The organism is Serratia sp. Je.1.23.a (genome assembly GCF_051129805.1).
Classification (GTDB): Bacteria; Pseudomonadota; Gammaproteobacteria; order Enterobacterales; family Enterobacteriaceae; genus Serratia; species Serratia liquefaciens.
Genome location: NZ_JBCPSR010000006.1, coordinates 1 through 18,309, shown reverse-complemented (window position 1 = coordinate 18,309; position 18,309 = coordinate 1). Strand labels below are relative to the sequence as shown.

Sequence of the window (18,309 nt, the reverse complement as noted above, 5' to 3'; positions counted from 1 at the left end):
AACCGCCCTGCGGCGACAGGCATTTTAACTCCATGGAGAGGTTATGAACTCTGCAACAACGACCAGCCGCCGCTTTGGCGCACGCGCCGCTTTCCCACTGCTGCTGCTCACTTCAATGCTGTTTTCCGCCCCGCTGCTGGCCCAGGGCGAGCCGGAACTGCTGCGCAAGCCCGTCGGCAAAGGCGCTTACGAGATGGTCTACAGCCAGGGCGAGAACGCGCTGTATCTGGCCACTTCGCAAAGCCGCAAGCTGGACAAAGGCGGCGTGGTGTATCGTTTGGATCCGCAAACGCTCGATATCACCCAGATCATTCACAACGATATCAAACCTTTCGGCGCGGCCATTAACAGCAAAACCGACACGCTGTTCTTCGGCAACACCGTCAATAACTCGGTCACTGCCATCGACGGTAAAACCGGTGAGGTCAAAGGCCGCCTGGTGCTGGATGCGCGTAAACGTTCCGAAACGGTAAAACCGCTGGCACCGCGTGAGCTGGTGGCCGACGCCACCACCGACACCCTGTATATCACCGGGCTGGGTGAATCCAGCGTGGTTTGGGTGGTAGACGGCAAAGACCTGACCCTGCGCACCACCATCACCGAAACCGGCAAATACGGTACCGGTCTGGCACTGGATGCGGCCGCAAGCCGCCTGTACGTGACCAACGCCGACGGCGAGCTGGTGACTATCGACACCAAAACCAACAAGGTGCTCAGCCGCAAGAAATTGGACGAGTCCAAAGAGCACTTCTTCCTGAACATCAGCCTGGATCCTGCCACGCATCGCGCCTTTATCACCGACTCCAAGCAGGCCCAGGTGCTGGTGGTCGATACCCGCGACGGCAAGATTCTGAGCAAAATCGACGTGCCGGAATCACTGGCGGTCCTGTTCAACCCGACGCGCAATGAGGTGTATGTCACCCATCGTCAGGCAGGCCAGGTCAGCGTGATCGACGCCAAGAACTACAAGCTGCTGCAAACCATCAAGACCCCAACCCATCCGAACAGCCTGGCGCTGTCACCGGATGGCCAGACGCTGTACGTGAGCGTCAAACAGGCTTCCAGCCGCGAGAAAGAAGCCACGGCGCCGGACGACGTGATCCGTATCGCGTTGAAATAACGGCATAAGGGCGCCCCGGCGCCCTTTTTTGATCGGTAGCTATGGCTTTCCCGCCAGCCCGTCAGCGTCCTGAATCACCGCCTTTTTAGTGGCTCGCTGGTAAAGGCACAGCTCTCTGCCCGCTTTGTTATGCATAAACGCCTGCGGATAGCGCCCAGCGATCAACAGGGCCGAGTAACCGACGTCGTCACCATAATGGATAATGCTGCCGACGGCTTTGGCCCCTTTCAAACTGCTGGCTTTCAGGCAGGCGGTTTGCAGTGCTTTATCGCCGCTGGCCCATGCCGCTTCAGAGGAGGCCCCGGCGCTGAACGCCGTCATCACGGCGGCAAACACGATAAAAACTCTGATCATTATTTTCTCTCCTGAATAACGTCGCTCTCAGCAGTATATGCAGCTATTTATTCTTCGGCCATCAGAGCCACGCCCCTTATTTACACCTTTTTTATTCCGGTTATAAATAAAGTTACGGCGTTTTTACAGACAGGTTTTAGGGGCGCAGATAACATCATTACATCGCCAATATGGCCTTACGAGACGGATGCCTCATGTGTTTATCCCCTGCCCTGATAATAATTTCCCCCGCGGCTTTAATTCATTTCGGGGGCTGCCATGCATGCTAACGTTATTGGTTTTAACCCACTGCTGGCAGATATTCCTGCTTCGCAGGCGCGTTCATTCCACAAAGAAGTAGAACAGTATTTACAGCGCTATCCGGACACCGAACACGTCGATATTTATCTCAACGATCTGAACGGTCAATTCCGCGGGAAACGGCTGCCTGTCGCCGAGGTGTTTGCGCTGGATAAAGGCTGTTATTTCCCGCTGTCGATCTACGCCATGGATCTTGGCGGCCAGGTCATTGAAGAAAGCGGGCTGGGCCAGCAGGCCGGCGAGCCGGACAGGTTGTGCCTGCCGGTGCCCGGAACCTTGCGGCCCTGCGCCCGCGATCCGCAGCACCATGCCCAATTGCTGCTGACGATGAAAAATGCCGACGGCGACGCCTGCGAACTGGAGCCGCGCGTGGTGCTGCAACGGGTGCTCAAACGCCTGCATGCCAAGGGTTACTTCCCGGTCGTGGCGGCAGAGCTGGAGTTTTATCTACAGGATCCGCTGCAGCAACCGGCTGACGCCGGACAGTGCCCGACGCAGAGTTTTTCTGTCGATGCACCGGAGCGCCACCAGGCGTTGCTCAATGACATCGAACATCAGGCCCGGCGGCAGGCCTTGCCGCTGACCGGCGTGGTCGCCGAAGCCGCCTCCGGCCAGTATGAGCTGAATCTGCATCACAGCGCTCGCGTACTGGAGGCCTGCGATCAGGTGCTGGCCCTGAAGCGGCTGACGCGCCAGATCGCCGAGAAACACCACCAGCACGCCTGCTTTATGGCCAAGCCCTGTGCTCAGGCCGCCGGTAGCGGTTTGCATTTTCATATCAGCCTGCAGGATGAGCAGGGCAACAACCTGCTGGCAAGCCTGCCGGGCGAGTTGAGCGCCACCATGACGCAGGTGATGGCGGGCATGCTGGCGCTGATGCCAGCCTCGATGGCGATATTCGCGCCCAACGTTAACGCGTTCCGCCGCTTTCGTCCCGGTATGCACGTGCCGCTGCGCGCCTCCTGGGGGCACAATAACCGCACGGTGGCACTGCGTTTACCCTGCGCCGACCATGCCAACCAGCGCATCGAATACCGGCTGGCCGGGGCCGATGCCAACCCGTATCTGGCCGTAGCGGCGATGCTGAGCGGCATGCTGTATGGGCTGGAGCACGCACAGCCCCTGCCACCGGCGGCCTGCGGCAACGGCTATGAAAATGGCGACGCGGTGGCACTGCCGCTCAGCCAGCAGGAAGCATTGGCGTTATTCCGGCAAACCCTACCCTTGCAGGAAAGCCTCGGCCCAGCGTTTGCCGCGCTGTGGCACACCTGCAAGAGCGCCGAGCTGCGCCGCTTTGAAGCGCAGGTCACCGAAGCGGAAACCCGCTGGATGCTTTAACCCCCTATTCGTAACCTGAACAAGGAACGCAGCATGTCTCGTTTGGTTTTGATCTCGAATAAGCAGTGTGACAGCAAGGATCTGGCCTGCGCTACGCAGGCCCTATCGCCTGACAGCCAGAGCGACGACGATCGCGGGTTGTGGCTGGGCTGGAACGGTGACGTACAGAACTTTGGCGATGCGCCGCTGCGCCCAGTCAGTTACCAGCACCGCAGCGGCTACGAGCAGGTGACCTTTCCGTTATCGACCGAGGAGTTTCACTTCCACTATCAGGGCTACTATCACGATGGCCTGTGGCCAGTGTTCCATAACCACCCGGAGAAGGCGCATTTCACGCCGGAGAACTACCGCGCTTATCGGCAACTCAACCGGCATTTCGCCGATATCGCCTGCGAGTATGTTTGCCCGAACGACATCATCTGTATTGATGATTACCAGCTGTTGCCCTGCGGCCAGGCGCTGAAAGAACAGGGGTTGCTGAACCCCTGCGCGTTCTTCTTCCATTTGCCGTTCCCGTCGACGGCGCTGCTCAGACAGATCCCCGAGCACCACGGCTTAATCGAATCGCTGTTTTTCTACGACCTGATCGGCTTTCAGACGCTCGACGACCGCAATAACTTTCTCAGTTATCTGACCCACGAATACCCGGTCGAAATGCTGCCCGACGGCCAGTTGCAGGTTAACGGGCACATCTTCGCCACCGGCATTTTCCCCGCTGGGATCAACGCCAGAAAGATTTACTGACCCGCCCCTCGGTGGGGCGTTGCCACTCCCCCTGCAACGCCCAACCGCTCACCCCGGGATTTCAACCGTTCGGCACCCTATAGCACCGTTGACTGAAATTCGCATGTCTTCCCCAGCCCCAACCCGCAATGATGAGCTGTTCCTAAACTCGTCATACTTCAAGTTGCATCGTTGTTGGCTACGATTGCTCACCCGAATCACTTACTTATGTAAGTTCATCGGGCTTCGCGCCCTTGCCGCCTCAATGCCACTCGAATTATTTAGAGTTCGTACCCGAACGTTATCCGCACCGGGCCGCGTGCCTGAAACATCTTATAAGCGGGTTAACTCACTCATTTTGCAGATTTGAACTAAGGACACCTCAATGAACAGAGAGGGGATTTTAAAACACATACCCTGGATGCTGCTGGGAATACTCGGCGCGTCCTGCCTGGGCGTGGTTGCGCTGCGCCGTGGCGAACACATCAGCGCGCTGTGGATCATCGTCGCCTCGGTGGCGGTGTATCTGGTGGCTTACCGTTATTACAGCCTGTACATCGCCACCAAGGTGATGAAGCTGGACGCCTTCCGCGCGACGCCGGCGGTGGTCAATAACGACGGTCTGAACTACGTGCCAACCAACAAAAACGTGCTGTTCGGCCACCACTTCGCCGCCATTGCCGGGGCTGGACCACTGGTGGGCCCGGTGCTGGCAGCGCAGGTCGGCTACCTGCCCGGCACGCTGTGGCTACTGGGCGGCGTGGTGCTGGCGGGGGCGGTGCAGGACTTTATGGTGCTGTTCATTTCCTCGCGCCGCAACGGCGCTTCGCTTGGCGAGATAATCAAAAAGGAAATGGGCCCGGTACCGGGGACCATCGCGCTGTTTGGCTGCTTCCTGATCATGATCATCATCCTGGCGGTGCTGGCCCTGATCGTGGTGAAAGCGCTGGCGGAAAGCCCGTGGGGCGTGTTCACCGTCTGTTCCACCGTGCCGATTGCCCTGTTTATGGGCGTTTACATGCGCTTCCTGCGTCCGGGACGGGTGGGCGAAGTGTCGATCATTGGCATCGTGCTGCTGGTGGCTTCCATCTGGTTCGGCGGCGTGATCGCCCACGACCCGTACTGGGGCCCGGCGCTGACCTTTAAAGACACCACCATCACCTATACGCTGATTGGTTATGCGTTCGTTTCCGCCCTGCTGCCGGTCTGGCTGATCCTGGCGCCGCGCGACTATCTGGCGACCTTCCTGAAAATTGGCGTTATCGTCGGGCTGGCGATTGGCATCGTGATCCTCAACCCTGAGCTGAAAATGCCGGCGATCACCCAGTTTGTCGACGGGACAGGCCCGGTGTGGAAAGGCTCGGTGTTCCCGTTCCTGTTCATTACCATCGCCTGCGGTGCGGTTTCCGGTTTCCATGCGTTGATCGCTTCCGGCACCACGCCGAAGCTGCTGGCCAATGAAAAAGACGCGCGCTTTATCGGTTACGGCGCGATGCTGATGGAGTCCTTCGTGGCCATCATGGCGTTGGTGGCGGCTTCGATTATCGAGCCGGGCCTGTACTTCGCCATGAACACCCCGCCGGCAGCACTGGGCATCACCATGCCTGACCTGCACCGTTTGGGTACCGAAGATGCGCCGATGATCATGGCGTCACTGAAAGATGTGACCGCTCACGCGGCGGCGACCGTTAGCTCATGGGGCTTTGTCATCAGCCCGGAACAGATCCTGCAGACCGCCAAGGACATCGGCGAGCCTTCGGTGCTGAACCGCGCCGGTGGCGCACCTACGCTGGCAGTGGGTATCGCCCACGTATTCCACCAGATCATTCCTGGTGCCAACATGGGCTTCTGGTACCACTTCGGTATTCTGTTTGAAGCGCTGTTTATTCTGACCGCGCTGGATGCCGGTACCCGTTCCGGCCGCTTTATGCTGCAGGACCTGCTGGGCAACTTCGTGCCGTTCCTGAAAAAAACCGACTCGCTGGTGGCCGGTATTGTCGGCACCGCCGGCTGCGTGGGCCTGTGGGGTTACCTGTTGTATCAAGGGGTGGTCGATCCGCTCGGCGGCGTGAAGAGCCTGTGGCCGCTGTTCGGCATCTCCAACCAGATGCTGGCCGCCGTGGCGCTGGTGTTGGGTACCGTGGTGCTGATTAAGATGAAGCGCACCCAATACATTTGGGTCACCGTGCTGCCGGCGGTATGGCTGCTGATTTGTACCACTTACGCCCTGGGTCTGAAGCTGTTCAGCGACAACCCTCAGTTGGAAGGCTTCTTCTTCCAGGCCGGTGAGTACAAGCGCAAAATCGCCGAAGGCGGTGCCGAGCTGACCGCTCAGCAAGTGGCTAACATGAACCATATCGTGGTGAACAACTACACCAACGCCGGGCTGAGCATTCTGTTCCTGCTGGTGGTGTACAGCATCATCTTCTACGGGGTGAAAACCGCCATGGCGGCGCATAAAAACCCGAACCGCAGCGACCAGGAAACGCCGTACGTGCCGGTGCCTGTAGAAGCGCCCTCCAACGGCGTAACTGAGGGGGACGTCAAAGTTTCACCGCAGCACTGATGGTGATTTAACGGATACCCTGCATAATGAAAGCTGTTATGCAGGGTAATTTTTTGGGGAGAAGGCGATGTTCGGAAATCTCGGCCAGGCGGGGAAATACCTCGGTCAGGCAGCGCGCATGTTAGTGGGCGTGCCCGACTACGATACCTACGTCCAGCACATGAAAGACAACCACCCGGACAAACCGGTGATGACCTATAAAGAGTTTTTCCGCGAACGCCAGCAGGCCCGCTACGGTGGGGACGGCAAAGGCGGCATGCGCTGCTGTTAATAAGGACCCGTAATGAAACCCATCGCAGTCACCATTCTGACCGGCTTTTTGGGCGCCGGTAAAACCACTCTGCTACGCCATATTCTCAACGCCGAGCACGGCTACAAGATTGCGGTAATCGAAAACGAATTCGGCGAAGTGCCGATCGACAATGCGCTGATTGGCGACCGCGCCAGCCGCATCACCACCCTGAGCAACGGCTGCATCTGCTGCAGCAAATCCAACGAACTGGCCGATGCGCTGCTGGACTTGCTGGACGGCGTAGACCAGGGCCAGTTGGCGTTCGATCGACTGATCATCGAATGCACCGGCATGGCCGATCCCGGCCCAATCACCCAGACCTTTTTCTCGCACGAGATCCTCTGCGAACGCTTCCTGCTGGACGGCATCATCACCCTGGTAGACGCCGCACATGCCGACCAACAACTGACCCAGTTCAGCATCGCGCAGGCGCAGGTGGGCTACGCCGACCGCATTCTGCTGACCAAAACCGACGTGGCACCGGACTGCGAAGCGCTGATCCAACGCCTGCAGCAGATGAACGCCCGCGCACCGGTGTATAAAGTGACGCACGGCGATATCGATCTCAGCGTACTGTTCGACATCGAAGGCTTTGTGCTGAACGACAAGCTGACCCTAACGCCGCCGACGCCGCTGTTCCGCCGCATTCCGCAAGCGCAAAACAACATTGGTTCGATCGTGGTGTACCACGACCAACCGCTGGAACTGATGCAGATTTCCGAAGTGATGGAAGGCCTGCTGCTGGAATATGCCGACAGCCTGCTGCGCTACAAGGGCATTTTGTCGATCAAGGACGAGCCGCGCCGGCTGTTATTCCAGGGCGTACAACGGCTGTATAACGCCGACTGGGATCGCGAGTGGCTGCAGGAGGAAGAGCGCCGCAGCACCTTGGTGTTTATTGGCGTAGATTTGCCGGAGGAGGAGATCCGGGCAAGGTTTGCCGAGTTGGGTTGATAGAGTCCTTTCGAGTTAAGTGGCGCAGTCTGAAGTGCCATCATAGGTTGCGCTGCGAAGACAGAACAGCAGTGGCATGCTAAAATATGAGCAATGACTGAGGATGCCAAAATGCCGCAAAGATCTCTCGTTAGTGTTGCACGTTATGTCCATAAACTCGCAAAAGATCATGAAATTACAGATTACCGCGACGGCATTAGCCGTATGGCGGTTGCCATTACTGGTCTGGCTGACGACACCGTCGAATTGGATGACGTTGAACAACTCATGGTTAATCTTAAACGCAAAGGTGTGCTTACCAAGTCTGAAATACTTAGCCTTCAGGGTCGTTACTTCCTTGAACAAAGGAATGCCCGCAAGAAATTAACAACATGATTTTTGACCCGTTCGGCGACTTTGATGCTGCTGGCTATCTTCAGAATACCCTGCACCTCAAAGAACCGGCTGAAATAAAAAAGTCTGAACATCTCTCTTTCGAATTAAGTATCGAAGATGCCCTCAGTTATCTCGCCCAAACAAAGCACATCAACTACTCGTCTGTTCTTAAAGTTCACGAAATTCTTTTCTCTGACTTCTATCCTTGGGCGGGAAAGGATCGAAATGAACTAGTTCCTCATCTGGCCGTCTTCAAAGGCTCAGAGAAAAATTCGCGCCATACTGTCTTTGAGCGACCTGATTCTATTCGTCTGGCCGTTGATTATGCACTGCGACTCGCAGTGGACAAGGAACGCTTCAGGGAACGGCCAGGGGAGGTTATGGGATTATTGGCTTTTGCGCATCCCTTTCTTGACGGCAATGGCCGTACTATTTTGCTGGTGTTTATGGAACTCAGCTTCCGTGCCGGATTCACCATTAACTGGCCAGAGAGCAATAAAAATGACTATCTCCAGGCTTTGACTGACGAGATAAACGCCCCTTCTCAGAGACATCTTGACCATTATCTGCAGCCTTTTGTCGTCGACATATCAAGCCGTGATGACTGGCCGACCATCATCGGAGGGATAAAAGGGCTGGATGGCTTAGATAAAGAAAATATCTCCTACGGCAGTCTGGATGATCCTGAAATTCAAAAAATTTATATGACGTACCGTGGGAAATAATAAAACCCGCCTCCCCCTTACCCCTTCTGAAAATAAGGCCCCACCGCTACCGAATCACGCAGGATCAGGCTGGCCGGGAAGGTGGGGCGTTTGCTCAGCTCGCCGCCGTCCAGCATCGACACCAACCGATTGATGGTTTCCTTGATCATATCGGTTACCGGCATTTTCATGCTGGAGAGCGAAGGGATGGTATAAGGTGCCAGAGGGATGTCATCAAAACCAATCACCGAAACGGCGGACGGCACCGGAATTTGGCGCTCCGCCAACCGCTTGATGGCACCGATAGCCATTTCATCGTTGCTGGCAACAATGGCGCTGAACGTGCAGCCGCTGGCCACCAGCGTATCAACCGCCGCCATGCCGCTTTGCGCATTCCACTTCCCCTCGACAATCAGGGCGCTATTGACGGCGATCCCGTGCTCCGCCAACGCGGCTTTATAGCCGGAAAGCCGCTCCAGCCCGGTGGGCGAATCCAGCGAGCCGGTGATGAATGCGATATCGCGATGCCCCTGTTCGATCAGGTGCCCCACTGCCGCCGCGCTGGTGGCGTGCTGATCGCTGAAGATGCAGTAGCTGTCGTTCAGCCTTAACCGACGGTTGATCACCAGGATCGGCTGTTTGTGCTGGGAGATGATCTCGTCCATTTCCGCAATCGACAGAAAGCGCGGGTAGATGATCACGCCGTCACAGCGCAGATCCAGCAGGAATTGAATGGCGGCCTTTTCTTCTTCGGCGGTGTGTTTGCCGTCCGCCAGGATCAGTTGGCGGCCGTGCTCTTCCATGATGCGCGCCGACTGGAACATCAGCTCGCTGAAATAGTTGCCGCTGTACAGCGTGTTGGTGACCACCAACCCGATGGTCTGAGTGGTTTTGGTGGCGAGGTTGCGCGCCAGCAGATTGGGCCGATAGCCGGTCTCGGCGATGGCTTTCTCTACCCGTTCGCGCTTCTCCGGGCCCACATAGCCGCTGCCGGATAACACGCGGGACACCGTCGCTTTCGAAACGCCGGCCCTTTTTGCCACCTCAAGTATTGTTGCCATCTCTGCGCCGTCAAAATCCAGGGTTCCGCGCAGTCTACCCAAGACGCACCGCCTTTGGAATGTTTTCGCGCCTGCCGTTGCCGCCCTCCCCAGCCTTAAAGTGACTGACTTCACGAAATGAAAAACCAAAAAATCATAATTCTTGCCAGAGTTAAAACAGATAATCATGATTTTGTGAAACCGGTTTCTTGTGGGCGTTTCATTGAGATGGAACGGCGGATCGCCCAGGCGCGTACTTATACCCTAAATAATTGGAGCGGCCTCAAGGCGGCCAGCGAGTCTCATCCCGATGAGCTTACTCAAGTAAGTGATTCGGGTGAGTGACAAATCTGTCGGGAACAGATTTGAACGCTGCTTGCAGCGGCCCCGAAGGGGCAAGACCCACGATGGGTCTTATAACGCAGCCAACACAGATGCAGCTTCAAGTATGACGGGTATACCCATAATCTAAGAGACGATACTCCATGCCGAAGAACTACACAGAGATCTCGCAGGCCATCGTGGCTGCGTTGGGCGGCCGCGCGAACGTCGAAGCCGTTACGCACTGCATGACCCGCCTGCGATTCGTGGTGAAAGACAAGGCGCTGATCGACACGCCAAGACTCAAAGCGATTAGCGGCGTGATGGGCGTGGTGCACAGCGGCGAGCTGTGCCAGGTGATCATCGGCAACGAAGTGTCGAAAGCCTATCAGGCGGTGCTGGCGCTCGGCATGCCGGGTAACGCTCCTGCCGCCGCGCCTGCAAAACGCAAAATCTCCCTGAAAAGCATTGGCGCCGGCATTCTCGACGCGCTGGTCGGCACCATGTCGCCGCTGATCCCGGCCATCATCGGCGGTTCGATGGTGAAGCTGCTGGCGATGATCCTGGATATGGCCGGCGTGTTCGATAAAGGCTCGTCGACGCTGATCATCCTCAACGTGATTGGCGACGGCGCGTTCTTCTTCCTGCCGGTGATGGTCGCCGCGTCGGCCGCCCTTAAATTCAAAACCAACATGTCGCTGGCGATCGCCATTGCCGGTGTGCTGTTGCACCCTAACTTTATCGATCTGATGGCCAAGGCGGCGCAGGGCCAGGCGGTGGAGTTCGCCTACATTCCGGTGACGGCGGTGAAATACACCTACACGGTGATCCCGGCGTTGGTGATGACCTGGATCCTGTCGTATATCGAGCGATGGGTCGATCGCATCACCCCGGCGGTGACCAAGAACTTCCTTAAACCGATGCTGATTGTGCTGATCGCCGCGCCGATCGCGATTGTGTTGATCGGCCCGCTGGGCATCTGGATCGGCAGCGGTATCTCGGCGCTGGTGTACACCGTGCATGGCTATTTGGGCTGGCTTTCCGTCGCCATTATGGGGGCGATCTGGCCGCTGCTGGTGATGACCGGCATGCACCGCGTATTCACCCCGACCATCATTCAGACCATCGCCGAAACCGGCAAAGAGGGCATGGTGATGCCTTCGGAGATTGGCGCCAACCTGTCGCTCGGCGGCTCTTCGCTGGCGGTGGCGTTCAAAACCAAGAACCGCGAGCTGCGCCAGACCGCCTTGGCCGCCGCCGCTTCCGCCATTGTGGCGGGCATTTCCGAACCGGCGCTGTACGGCGTGGCGGTGCGGCTCAAACGTCCATTAATCGCCAGCCTGATCAGCGGCTTTATCTGCGGCGCCGTCGCCGGCATTGGCGGATTAGCCAGCCATTCGATGGCCTCACCCGGTCTGTTCACCAGCGTGCAGTTCTTTGACCCGTCGAACCCGATGAGCATTGTCTGGGTCGGCGGCGTGATGGTGCTTTCCGTGGTGCTGTCATTCGTGCTCACGCTGCTGTTGGGCTTTGAAGACATTCCGGAAAGCGAAGAGGCCCCAACGACAACCGCGCCTGCGGCCAATACCGCTAACGCTACCCATTAACACACTATTTTTTACCCTACATAATTGGTGTTGCATCACGGCGGCAAGGCCGTACATCCCCAGGAGCTTAGTCAGCTAAGTGACTGGGGTGTGCGACAAATCTGTCAGGAACAGATTTGAACGCTGCTTGCAGCGGCCCCGAAGGGGCAAGACCCACGGATGGGTCTTGTAACGCAGCCAACACAGAGGCAGCTTCAAGTATGACGGGTAATTATTGAGGATTGCATGTCTGATTCAACATTCCCGCAAGGTTTTTTATGGGGCGGCGCCTTGGCCGCCAACCAGTCGGAAGGGGGCTATCGCGAGGGTGGCAAAGGGCTGACCACGGTTGACATGATCCCGCATGGCCCCAACCGCATGCCGGTGAAGCTGGGCCTGGAGAAGCGCTTTACCCTGCGCGAAGACGAGTTTTACCCCAGCCACGACGCGATTGATTTTTACCACCGCTACCGCGATGACATCGCGCTGATGGCGGAGATGGGCTTTAGCGTGTTCCGCACCTCCATCGCCTGGAGCCGGATTTACCCGAACGGCGACGAGCTGACGCCCAACCCGGAAGGCATCGCCTTCTACCGCAGCCTGTTCGAAGAGTGCCGTAAATACGGCATCGAACCGCTGGTGACGCTGTGCCATTTCGACGTGCCTATGCACCTGGTGACCGAATACGGCTCCTGGCGCAGCCGCAAAATGGTGGAGTTTTTCACCCGCTATGCCCGCACCTGCTTCGAAGCCTTCGACGGGCTGGTGAAGTATTGGCTCACCTTCAACGAGATCAACATTGTGCTGCACAGCCCGTTCTCCGGCGCAGGATTGGTGTTTGAGGCAGGCGAGAACCCCGAGCAGGTAAAATACCAGGCCGTACACCACGAACTGGTGGCCAGTGCGCTGGCAACCCGCATCGCGCATGAAGTGAACCCCGCCAACCAGGTGAGCTGCATGCTGGCGGGCGGCAATTTCTACCCCTGGTCCAGCAAGCCGGAAGACGTGTGGGCCGCGCTGGAGAAAGACCGCGAGAACCTGTTCTTTATCGACGTGCAGGCCCGCGGCGCCTACCCTGCTTACTCTGCCCGGGTGTTCCGCGAGAAAGGCGTAAGCATCGTGATGGAGGAAGGCGACGCCGAAATCCTGAAGAACACCGTCGATTTTGTCTCCTTCAGCTATTACGCCTCGCGCTGCGCGTCTGCCGATATGAACGACAACAACAGCAGCGCCGCCAACGTGGTGAAATCCCTGACCAACCCGCATATTCCGCGCAGCGACTGGGGCTGGGGCATCGACCCGTTGGGTTTGCGCATCACCATGAACATGATGTACGACCGCTACCAAAAACCGCTGTTTCTGGTGGAAAACGGCCTGGGCGCACACGACGAGTTCAATGCCGACGGCGAGATAGCCGACGATTACCGCATCAGCTACCTGCGGGAACACATCCGTGCCATGGCCGACGCCATCGCCGACGGCGTGCCGGTGATGGGCTACACCACCTGGGGCTGCATTGACCTGGTGGCGGCCTCAACCGGAGAAATGAGCAAACGCTACGGCCTGGTTTACGTCGACCGCGACGACAACGGCAACGGCACCCTCGCCCGCACGCGCAAGAAATCCTTCTGGTGGTACAAGCAGGTGATTGCCACTAATGGGGCCGATTTGGGGTGATGGGGTTGGGTGCGATAAGGGCGATTGTTGCGAGCCGAACAGGCCGAAGGATTCTGCCACGGCCTGCTGCTGTTCGGTGAACTTTTGCAAAAGAACCCGCAATCCGACGACACCCAGTGGGAACAGCTGAATCACTACCTCAACGCGGCGGCTCACTTAGTACCGGCACGGTGTAACCTCTATGGCAGCGCGCTGCGCGAGATGGAGTGTCAGAGCTGATAAGTTAAAATAAAAACCAAAATAAATAATAAGAACGGTATTAGTTTTATACCGTTCTTATCACTCCGGTAAATCTCATAGATCTGACTGACACATCACGATAAACACATTCACGAAGGTAGGCATTTCCCCCGTGGCCTGGCATAGTTAACGCATTCGATAAATCGATGAGTTAACTGCTGGATAACGACGCATGGCCGCTGGCAGTACGCAAACGCATTGATCAGAATCCGTTCTGCAATGAGGGAAATGTTTTGGCTATTAAGATCGCAATGTTATCTTCAAAAGATGCTGTTTTAGATGCAATCAACGAATATAATAATCAAGGTTATGATGATTTCCTTAAGAAAAATAAAATTGAAAAAATAAGAACACACAAGGTCCGTTATAATAAATCCCTGTACGACATTAATGGTATCGCCACAGCAGCTTATATTCTCCAGCTTGGAAAACTATCAGATAAAATAAAATTCAATGTTAATTTAGAAACAGTCACCCAAGCATTTAAAAACCTTGACTTCGAGGTAATTGAAACACAACACCCTCTGGAGAAATTAGAAAAAGGTAAACTTTACAAGCGTAAAGACCTCCATGACCTCTACGGTGGACAAGAGCAGGGTGGCATATCGACACCAAAAGAATTCCCCGTGATTTTCATTTTTACTGGTGAGATTGGCGAAACTCATGGGTACAAAGATGGATGGTCTACCGACGACCACTTCTCCTACACGGGAGAAGGCCAAAACGGTGATATGGCGTTTACCAATGGTAATAAACACATCCGAGACCATAAAGATAATGGTAGGGATATACTTTTATTTGAATATAATAAAAAACGTACTGGCGTAAAATTTGTTGGATTGTTTGAGTGCGACTCATGGAATTACACCCAATGTCTAGATACCGATAAAAAAATGAGGCAAGGGATCGTTTTTAATTTATTCCGGGTATATTCCGCTCAAGACGTTGACAATGACACCACTACATCAGAAATAGACCAAAAGAAAGAAACGCTCGAGCAGCTACGCGCCAAGGCCATAAAATCATCCATGATGACGGGCCAGCGTAAAGAAAGTGACAGCAAGAATTCTTGGTTCAAACGCAGCGAGGACGTGAAAAAATACGTACTTCAACGCGCCAATGGCATCTGTGAGTCATGCGATAAACCGGCTCCGTTCATGAAAAAGAATGGCGAACCCTACCTGGAGCCTCACCACACAAAACGCCTAGCCGATGAAGGCCCCGATCACCCCCAGTGGGTTGGCGCCATCTGCCCTACCTGCCACCGTCGGATACACAGTGGGGTTGATGGGAAAGCGCTGAACCAGACTTTGATGGTGAAGTTGGAGCTGAAAGAGGCGAGTTTTAAATAGCCATTATTTAAAAACTATTGGAGTAGAAGTGTTTCGAGGGTGGTGCTTAAAGAAACGGGGAGCAAGTAACTACCTATAAAAAAATCCACGCCGGAGCGTGGATTCAATGTCATCGCCAAGGCCTGGCATCGCTTTATTCGAAGTGAACTTCAGGGTTATCTGCCAGCGAAACGAAATTCTTCGTATTTTTATCCAGCGTGCGGATCTCGCCACTTTCGATGTCGTACACCCAGCCGTGCAGACGCAGGCCGTTGTTGCGCAGACCCACGGCAACGGACGGGTGAGTCTTAATGTTATTAAGCTGGGCGATAACGTTTTCTTCGACCATAGCGTTAACTTTGTCGATTTCGTTATCCCACGTTTTCTTCTCTACCACCGCTTTGGCGGCGTCAGCATAATGCAGCCAGTGGGCCACTGCCGGCATCGGGTCAAGGCACTGGCAAGAAGCTATCGCCTTCATGGCGCCACAGTTCGAGTGGCCGCAAATCACGATATCCGTAACGCCCAATGCCACCACTGCGTATTCGATGGTCGCAGACACCCCGCCCGGTTCCGGGCCAAATGAAGGAACGATGTTGCCCGCGTTACGGATAACGAAAAGCTGCCCCGGATCTTGCTGAGTCACAAGTTCGGGCACCAGGCGACTGTCAGAACACGAAATAAAAAGCGCTTTAGGGTTCTGGCTGGAGGCAAGGCTGCGGAAGAGTTCCTTACGCTGTGGGAAAATCTCTTTCTGGAAGCTGAGGAAACCTTCAATGATATGTTGCATAGCACGCTCTCTGAATCGGTAGTATCGATAACATGATAATCATCACTCCCGGTTAGTCCAGCATCTCTTGGATCGAAATGAACGTTCAAGGAACTGCGGAATGTGCCAGCAAAAGTGGCGATGACGGGATGCAACAATCCGTTGATGGATGAGTTTGGGTTAGATAGGGAAAACTCGCGGGGCTGATTTCAGGCACAAAAAAATCACCTCTCGGTGGCTTCTTGTTCGCGCTGTACTAATGGTGCGAAGGCCGGAATCGAATTTCGAACTCAACAGGCTGATATCAATGCAGTTTATAAAAAGACATAAGATAGTTATACCCACACTTGTACCCACAAGTTAAAATCCGTACAAAAAATAGACATTGCGAGTGGGTATAAAGCCATACCCGTAGAACACCGATATGGCTATCAAAGCAATATTTCAGCCGCTGCCTTCACATTGTCAACAACGGTATCATGGTCTGATATGAGCAAGGGGAGATTACATGACTTAACAGGAGGCAAGTACCCTTGGAAAATGAATAGCCCAGTTCTACTACGTAGAATTGCCCTAGCCAAATTTTGTAAATACAGTAGAATGCAGTGCGCTATAATTTTCAGGAGGTTTCGGGAGGTAAATTCATGAAAGATCAAGATGTTAGAGCGGCAGTCCATCGTAAGCTATTGAAAGGTATACATTCAGACCCTGACTGTCTTGTTGTTGATGAGTTTTCCATATCTCTTGGAGCTAGTAGAGCAGACATTGCTGTAATCAATGGGGTCTTGCATGGCTATGAGCTCAAAAGTGAGTGCGATTCTCTTGAACGTTTACCGCTTCAAATTAAGCATTACTCATCTGTTATGGACAAAGTTACACTTGTTGTAGCAGAAAAACATTTGCCTGGAGCATTGGCATTAATACCTGATTGGTGGGGGGTAAAAACAGTTACAGTTGGACCAAAAGGTGCAATCCATATAAAACATACGCGTGGTGAAAAGTTAAACCGCCAGCATAATTCTTTGATACTTGCTCAACTCCTTTGGAAGGAAGAGTGTCTTGAAATGCTTGAACGATGGGGCTGTTCTAAAGGTTATAAAAGCAAGCCCCGTTTTGAACTATGGGATGTAGTTGCAGAAAATATTCCAATTAATGATTTAAGGCATGAAGTCAGAACAGCCTTAAAAAAACGTGTTGACTGGAAAATTAAGGCCTAGCAGATAAACTTTGAGCCAATCTAGTTAGTTGCGTAACGACTAGCTTCAAATGATGTGTATGTGCAACTTTTCTCCATTCTTTCGAACCACCTGACTTGTTTATACCAAGCGCTCTCTGGTTGATGTAATCATCCCCCCAACTAAATTGGGGCCCATAGACACTATAAATGGGCGAGTTAACTAAAATGTTGCAAAGATTTTTAGTTTGACCCCAACCATTTCCCTTTACAGCTGTTCCTTTGACAAAAATCCACGATGTGTCATTTGAATATCTCACCGCCACGTATTGTGACATAAAGCGAGGATCCACACTTGTAATAGTTGAGCTCGCGGTAGGGTAATCACTAAAACTTGGAGTTCTATTTAAATTTGTATTCTGCACAACATAAGACCAAAGATCGTATTCGTGCCTTGGAATAGGATAAATTTGATGCTGCGGTATACCTGCCTGAGAAGTTGGATAGGCTGTAGATGAAATGATCAACGATCTCCAATGTGCTTGACCAACAAGTGAATTAAACACGTTCAAAGCTAACTGTTTAAGATTATCATCTGCATTTTGAATATCACCGAAATCAATAATTACATCAATAACAGATGGATGAAGATTAAACTGACTAATCAACTGACCGAAGAGATGCCATGTTTGCGGGGTGATTGAAATTGCAATTCCATTTATTAAGTTACGTTGTACTGCATGAATGTAATTTAGAGACGATACAGGCGAGATGACAGGTATAATTTCTTTACCAAAAGACCTTGCATCTTGAATACACATATCTAGTGGGTGATGGCGATTTGTTCCGTGCACATCTAAGTATTTCAAATCAAGAAAAATGGGGCGATTCGTTGACCATGAAGATGCTAAGTTAGAGCCGAAGTTAGACAAATAAGCATTGAGGCTTTTTTTATAGCATTCATTTTCATGATCCCAGTCAATGTCAGGCATTGTGATAATTGGGGTTAAACCATCTATTGTTGTCTGCTCCAGGAGCATCAAAGACTCATATTCTGCAGGTTTCCATTTTAGCTGGGGATAATAGTGATGAAGACTCATTAATATTCCTTGTCAGATTTATCAAAGTACTTTACAAGTACATGGGGCGAATGGCACTAGGTGTCTAAACAGTATGCTTATGAAAATAATGGAAAACATTGAACCGCATCTAACTTTTGATAATGACTATTAGTTTTTTGAACTGGGATTTGAGATTAGTAATTAACTATGCTTATTATATACATTCATTGAAACTGATACTGTCCTGACCCTGACCCTGACCCTACCCCAAAATCCTGCTCCATTCAGAAACAGAATTCCGGCATGATAAACACTCCCCTGAGTGGAGGTTGTGCCGATGAAAAAGTCACGATTCACCGAAGAACAGATTGTCTTTGCCCTGAA

Annotated in this window: 18 protein-coding genes; 14 read left to right on the top strand and 4 right to left on the bottom strand. The window is 53.7% G+C overall.

Translation table 11 applies throughout. The features are described 5' to 3' along the window. Nucleotides 1–43: 43 nt before the first annotated feature. Nucleotides 44–1,120, top strand: coding sequence for a YncE family protein (locus tag AAZT04_RS19225; RefSeq protein WP_048762869.1), 1,077 nt, complete (start codon nucleotides 44–46; stop codon nucleotides 1,118–1,120). Nucleotides 1,121–1,159: 39 nt separating this feature from the next. Here the strand turns inward: AAZT04_RS19225 and AAZT04_RS19220 are convergent, their stop codons facing one another. Continuing rightward, nucleotides 1,160–1,474, bottom strand: coding sequence for a hypothetical protein (locus AAZT04_RS19220; RefSeq protein ID WP_234529418.1), 315 nt, complete (start codon nucleotides 1,472–1,474; stop codon nucleotides 1,160–1,162). 258 nt (nucleotides 1,475–1,732) lie between these two features. Here AAZT04_RS19220 and AAZT04_RS19215 point away from each other — a divergent pair, with 258 nt between their 5' ends. The 7 genes from AAZT04_RS19215 to AAZT04_RS19185 all read left to right on the top strand — a co-directional run bounded on the left by AAZT04_RS19215 (nucleotide 1,733) and on the right by AAZT04_RS19185 (nucleotide 8,747). Beyond that, nucleotides 1,733–3,112 carry a glutamine synthetase family protein gene (locus tag AAZT04_RS19215; RefSeq protein ID WP_434681388.1) on the top strand — a complete coding sequence of 460 codons (1,380 nt, stop codon included), beginning with the start codon at nucleotides 1,733–1,735 and terminating at the stop codon, nucleotides 3,110–3,112. Between the two features lie 33 nt (nucleotides 3,113–3,145). After that, nucleotides 3,146–3,856 (top strand): trehalose-6-phosphate synthase, encoded by a 711-nt coding sequence (locus AAZT04_RS19210; RefSeq protein ID WP_129983270.1) that lies wholly within the window; start codon nucleotides 3,146–3,148, stop codon nucleotides 3,854–3,856. A 364-nt stretch (nucleotides 3,857–4,220) separates the two neighbouring features. Then, nucleotides 4,221–6,401 carry a carbon starvation CstA family protein gene (locus AAZT04_RS19205; protein WP_261158967.1) on the top strand — a complete coding sequence of 727 codons (2,181 nt, stop codon included), beginning with the start codon at nucleotides 4,221–4,223 and terminating at the stop codon, nucleotides 6,399–6,401. A gap of 67 nt (nucleotides 6,402–6,468) precedes the next feature. After that, nucleotides 6,469–6,672: a YbdD/YjiX family protein gene (locus AAZT04_RS19200; protein WP_004953088.1), complete on the top strand. Its 204-nt coding sequence runs from the start codon at nucleotides 6,469–6,471 to the stop codon at nucleotides 6,670–6,672. Nucleotides 6,673–6,684: 12 nt separating this feature from the next. After that, nucleotides 6,685–7,647, top strand: a complete 963-nt coding sequence (gene yjiA / locus AAZT04_RS19195; protein WP_129983269.1) for a GTPase — start codon at nucleotides 6,685–6,687, stop codon at nucleotides 7,645–7,647. A gap of 111 nt (nucleotides 7,648–7,758) precedes the next feature. Beyond that, the gene (locus AAZT04_RS19190; RefSeq protein ID WP_041415195.1) at nucleotides 7,759–8,022 is read left to right on the top strand and encodes a hypothetical protein; all 264 of its coding nucleotides are present in this window, start codon (nucleotides 7,759–7,761) and stop codon (nucleotides 8,020–8,022) included. After that, nucleotides 8,019–8,747, top strand: coding sequence for a Fic family protein (locus tag AAZT04_RS19185; RefSeq protein WP_020825042.1), 729 nt, complete (start codon nucleotides 8,019–8,021; stop codon nucleotides 8,745–8,747). The genes AAZT04_RS19190 and AAZT04_RS19185 overlap by 4 nt, the downstream gene beginning before the upstream one ends. A gap of 17 nt (nucleotides 8,748–8,764) precedes the next feature. Here the strand turns inward: AAZT04_RS19185 and AAZT04_RS19180 are convergent, their stop codons facing one another. Next, on the bottom strand, nucleotides 8,765–9,787 hold the full coding sequence (locus tag AAZT04_RS19180) for a LacI family DNA-binding transcriptional regulator (protein ID WP_434681384.1): 1,023 nt from the start codon (nucleotides 9,785–9,787) through the stop codon (nucleotides 8,765–8,767). A 117-nt stretch (nucleotides 9,788–9,904) separates the two neighbouring features. On the opposite strand from AAZT04_RS19180, the gene AAZT04_RS19175 reads away from it, so the two are divergent. From AAZT04_RS19175 to AAZT04_RS19155, 5 genes are all read left to right on the top strand, one after another. Next, complete coding sequence (locus AAZT04_RS19175; RefSeq protein ID WP_434681382.1) at nucleotides 9,905–10,111, top strand: hypothetical protein; 207 nt, start codon at nucleotides 9,905–9,907, stop codon at nucleotides 10,109–10,111. A 140-nt stretch (nucleotides 10,112–10,251) separates the two neighbouring features. Next, a complete protein-coding gene (ascF, locus tag AAZT04_RS19170; protein WP_434681380.1) occupies nucleotides 10,252–11,694 on the top strand; it encodes a PTS cellobiose/arbutin/salicin transporter subunit IIBC in 1,443 nt (480 codons plus the stop codon). A gap of 225 nt (nucleotides 11,695–11,919) precedes the next feature. Continuing rightward, complete coding sequence (locus tag AAZT04_RS19165; RefSeq protein WP_434681378.1) at nucleotides 11,920–13,350, top strand: 6-phospho-beta-glucosidase; 1,431 nt, start codon at nucleotides 11,920–11,922, stop codon at nucleotides 13,348–13,350. Nucleotides 13,351–13,377: 27 nt separating this feature from the next. Continuing rightward, nucleotides 13,378–13,569, top strand: coding sequence for a hypothetical protein (locus AAZT04_RS19160; RefSeq protein WP_434681376.1), 192 nt, complete (start codon nucleotides 13,378–13,380; stop codon nucleotides 13,567–13,569). Between the two features lie 254 nt (nucleotides 13,570–13,823). Continuing rightward, on the top strand, nucleotides 13,824–14,942 hold the full coding sequence (locus AAZT04_RS19155; protein ID WP_434681374.1) for an HNH endonuclease: 1,119 nt from the start codon (nucleotides 13,824–13,826) through the stop codon (nucleotides 14,940–14,942). A gap of 133 nt (nucleotides 14,943–15,075) precedes the next feature. Here the strand turns inward: AAZT04_RS19155 and AAZT04_RS19150 are convergent, their stop codons facing one another. Further along, nucleotides 15,076–15,711: a carbonic anhydrase gene (locus tag AAZT04_RS19150; RefSeq protein WP_020825036.1), complete on the bottom strand. Its 636-nt coding sequence runs from the start codon at nucleotides 15,709–15,711 to the stop codon at nucleotides 15,076–15,078. A 623-nt stretch (nucleotides 15,712–16,334) separates the two neighbouring features. Between AAZT04_RS19150 and AAZT04_RS19145 the strand changes: the two genes are divergently transcribed. Next, the gene (locus tag AAZT04_RS19145) at nucleotides 16,335–16,907 is read left to right on the top strand and encodes a sce7726 family protein (RefSeq protein WP_434681372.1); all 573 of its coding nucleotides are present in this window, start codon (nucleotides 16,335–16,337) and stop codon (nucleotides 16,905–16,907) included. Here AAZT04_RS19145 and AAZT04_RS19140 read toward each other — a convergent pair. Continuing rightward, nucleotides 16,897–17,964, bottom strand: coding sequence for a beta family protein (locus tag AAZT04_RS19140; protein WP_434681370.1), 1,068 nt, complete (start codon nucleotides 17,962–17,964; stop codon nucleotides 16,897–16,899). The two genes, AAZT04_RS19145 and AAZT04_RS19140, sit on opposite strands and share 11 nt — an antisense overlap. Nucleotides 17,965–18,309 lie beyond the last annotated feature (345 nt).

Coding starts and splice junctions, on each gene's coding strand:
- AAZT04_RS19225 (WP_048762869.1), top strand. CDS start 44: ATGAACTCTGCAACAACGACCAGCCGCCGCTTTGGCGCACGCGCCGCT.
- AAZT04_RS19220 (WP_234529418.1), bottom strand. CDS start 1,474: ATGATCAGAGTTTTTATCGTGTTTGCCGCCGTGATGACGGCGTTCAGC.
- AAZT04_RS19215 (WP_434681388.1), top strand. CDS start 1,733: ATGCATGCTAACGTTATTGGTTTTAACCCACTGCTGGCAGATATTCCT.
- AAZT04_RS19210 (WP_129983270.1), top strand. CDS start 3,146: ATGTCTCGTTTGGTTTTGATCTCGAATAAGCAGTGTGACAGCAAGGAT.
- AAZT04_RS19205 (WP_261158967.1), top strand. CDS start 4,221: ATGAACAGAGAGGGGATTTTAAAACACATACCCTGGATGCTGCTGGGA.
- AAZT04_RS19200 (WP_004953088.1), top strand. CDS start 6,469: ATGTTCGGAAATCTCGGCCAGGCGGGGAAATACCTCGGTCAGGCAGCG.
- yjiA (WP_129983269.1), top strand. CDS start 6,685: ATGAAACCCATCGCAGTCACCATTCTGACCGGCTTTTTGGGCGCCGGT.
- AAZT04_RS19190 (WP_041415195.1), top strand. CDS start 7,759: ATGCCGCAAAGATCTCTCGTTAGTGTTGCACGTTATGTCCATAAACTC.
- AAZT04_RS19185 (WP_020825042.1), top strand. CDS start 8,019: ATGATTTTTGACCCGTTCGGCGACTTTGATGCTGCTGGCTATCTTCAG.
- AAZT04_RS19180 (WP_434681384.1), bottom strand. CDS start 9,787: ATGGCAACAATACTTGAGGTGGCAAAAAGGGCCGGCGTTTCGAAAGCG.
- AAZT04_RS19175 (WP_434681382.1), top strand. CDS start 9,905: ATGAAAAACCAAAAAATCATAATTCTTGCCAGAGTTAAAACAGATAAT.
- ascF (WP_434681380.1), top strand. CDS start 10,252: ATGCCGAAGAACTACACAGAGATCTCGCAGGCCATCGTGGCTGCGTTG.
- AAZT04_RS19165 (WP_434681378.1), top strand. CDS start 11,920: ATGTCTGATTCAACATTCCCGCAAGGTTTTTTATGGGGCGGCGCCTTG.
- AAZT04_RS19150 (WP_020825036.1), bottom strand. CDS start 15,711: ATGCAACATATCATTGAAGGTTTCCTCAGCTTCCAGAAAGAGATTTTC.
- AAZT04_RS19145 (WP_434681372.1), top strand. CDS start 16,335: ATGAAAGATCAAGATGTTAGAGCGGCAGTCCATCGTAAGCTATTGAAA.
- AAZT04_RS19140 (WP_434681370.1), bottom strand. CDS start 17,964: ATGAGTCTTCATCACTATTATCCCCAGCTAAAATGGAAACCTGCAGAA.